The sequence below is a fragment of the Nitrosomonas sp. ANs5 genome, from assembly GCF_050584665.1.
Classification (GTDB): Bacteria; Pseudomonadota; Gammaproteobacteria; order Burkholderiales; family Nitrosomonadaceae; genus Nitrosomonas.
This window is the reverse complement of record NZ_JBEUDO010000120.1, coordinates 1-2360: the sequence shown is the minus strand read 5'-3', so window position 1 is coordinate 2360 and position 2360 is coordinate 1. Positions and strand designations below refer to the sequence as shown.

Genomic DNA, 2360 nt, shown 5'->3' with positions numbered 1-2360 from the left:
GGGTTGAACGAACCGCTACCGCGGAGAAATTTCCCCCAATTTTTCGACTCATTCTTCATAATCTCCTCATCCCTACAGGGATTTATTTGTGACTTTACCATGAGGAGAATGAGATGGAATATGAATTTCCCCAACCTTTTGCTCAGCAGTATGACACGCTGCTAAAGCGCATGGCTTTGCGCGGATTGAGTCCTAAAACCGTGGCGCTTTATAGTCACGGGGTGCGGCGGGCGGCGGGGTATTTTGGGTTTGAGATGGATAATCTTAGCCGGGAGCAGCTGACGGAGTATTTATCCTGGCTGTTGGCTAAGTGGTCGTGGAGCACGCTCAAGCATGATTTGTACGGTTTGCAGTTTTATTACCAGCATGTATTGGGCAAACCTTGGCCGGGGACGGGTTTGGTGAAGCCGCCCAAGACTTCACGTTTGCCGAATATCGTGACGGTGGCGCAGATGCGGCGGATTGTGGCATCGACGCGGGTATTGAGTTACAGAATGTTTTTCTTCACCTTGTACAGTATGGGGCTGCGACTGGGCGAAGGGCTGCGACTACGGGTGGAGGATATTGATGCGGATCGGATGCAGGTGCATATTCGTAATGCCAAGGGAAATCGTGATCGACTGGTGCCGTTGCCGGTAAATACGTTGAATGGTTTGCGTCGTTTTTGGGCGGTGCATCGCCATCCTGATTTGCTGTTTCCCAGTCGGCGCAATGGTCTTAAGTGTGTGCACAAGGCAACGAGTCATATGGATGAAGGCGGCGTGCAACTGGCCTTGCGCCGGGTGGTGGCGGATATTGGTTTAAAAAAAGTATTAGCCCACACAGCCTACGCCACAGCTATGCCACGCATCTAATTGAAGCAGGTGTCGACCTGCTGGAAGTACAGAAGATTCTGGGACATGCCTCGATTCTGTCCACCATCCGTTATACCCATCTCACTCAAAAAACCGAATTCAACCGCGCTTTGCAAATTAATGCGTTGATGGATACCTTCCATGTCAGCTGGGGTAAGGTTTTATGATTCGCCTAGCCGACATCGTTGAACAATATGGCCCTGCTTTGCGCCAGCAAGGCGGCTTGTTGCCCAGTCAGTCAGCGGCTTTGAGTGCGTTTGTGCGTTGCCGAAATGAGGTCGCGCCCAAGATGTTGATTGGTTGTGATGTGTGTGAACACAAAATTTGGCTACCACACTCTTGCGGTAATCGCCATTGCCCGCATTGTCAGGCGTTTGAATCGCAACGCTGGATAGATCAGCAGCTGCAGAAATTAGTCGCTGGCAAATACTTCATGATCACTTTTACGCTACCCGAACAGTTTCGTTCGCTGGCCTGGCAACATCAACGGGAGGTATATGAGTTGATCTGTAATTTGGCATGGCAAACGGTCAGTACGTTTGCGCAAAACGATAAAGTGTTGCGTGGACGAGCCGGTGCGGTGACTGTATTGCATACCCATAACCGCCGACTCGATTACCACCCGCATGTGCATTTGGTGATGCCTGCGGCGGCATTTGATAACAAACAGCGTCTGTGGCGACAAAAGGAAGCAAAGTATTTGTTCTGCCACAAGGCTTTGGCCAAAGTGTTTCGCGCCAAGATACTGGATGGCTTGCGCCAAGCGGGGATTGCCTTGCCTGCCAGTTATCCGGCCGATTGGGTAGTCGATTGTCAGGCAGTGGGCGCGGGTGATAAGGCCTTGGTGTATCTGGGACGTTATTTATACCGTGGCGTGCTGCCGGAGAAGCACATCTTGTCCAATGAAAACGGCCAAGTGACTTTCCGCTATCAAAACGGGCAAACCAAACAATGGCAAACCCGCATGCTGGACGGCGTGTCGTTTCTGAAACTTATCTTGAAACACATCCTACCCAAAGGCTTCCGCCGCGCCCGCAACTACGGCTTTTTGCATCCCAACTGCAAGCTGGTCAAATTGGTACAGTTAATCAAACGCATCGCTACACCGCCACCTGCACCGCGCCCGACGGTAAAGTGCCCGTGCTGCCAACAGCCCATGCGTATCTTGCGTACTCGGATTAACGCCGTATGGGCTCACATCATGCAACAAGATAAAGCCCGGGAGACAGCCATGTAACCCTTCACACTCAACCAACCTGCCCAAACCGGCAGGTATGGTTAAACTCATCCTGAAAATGGCCAAAACCCCAGCAAAATTACCACATTTACGTTGAAAAATGGTTTGAAGCTCAGCTTAAACGTGGTGGTTTTGGGTAGTTGAGGGGAAAATGGCTAGATTTACAGGAGGAGGATGAAGATATATTTGCATCGTGTTGTCGGCAGCCCTGCCGGGTTCGTCCAACAAACGGTTCAGGTCGTGGCTAGCACGACCTAACCTTACTCGTT

Annotated in this window: 3 protein-coding genes; all 3 read left to right on the top strand. The window is 51.1% G+C overall.

The window, feature by feature from the left end:
• The first annotated feature begins 113 nt into the window (after nt 1-113).
• Genes ABTW62_RS13885 through ABTW62_RS13875 form a run of 3 tightly spaced genes read left to right on the top strand, consistent with a single transcriptional unit; the run spans nt 114 to nt 2091 of the window.
• Complete coding sequence (locus ABTW62_RS13885) at nt 114-854, top strand: tyrosine-type recombinase/integrase (protein WP_430905165.1); 741 nt, start codon at nt 114-116, stop codon at nt 852-854.
• Nucleotides 812-1021 carry a tyrosine-type recombinase/integrase gene (locus tag ABTW62_RS13880; RefSeq protein WP_430905166.1) on the top strand — a complete coding sequence of 70 codons (210 nt, stop codon included), beginning with the start codon at nt 812-814 and terminating at the stop codon, nt 1019-1021. Before ABTW62_RS13885 ends, ABTW62_RS13880 begins: the two co-directional genes overlap by 43 nt.
• Entirely contained in the window at nt 1018-2091 is a 1074-nt protein-coding gene (locus ABTW62_RS13875; RefSeq protein ID WP_430905164.1) for an IS91 family transposase, read from the top strand. Before ABTW62_RS13880 ends, ABTW62_RS13875 begins: the two co-directional genes overlap by 4 nt.
• Nucleotides 2092-2360 lie beyond the last annotated feature (269 nt).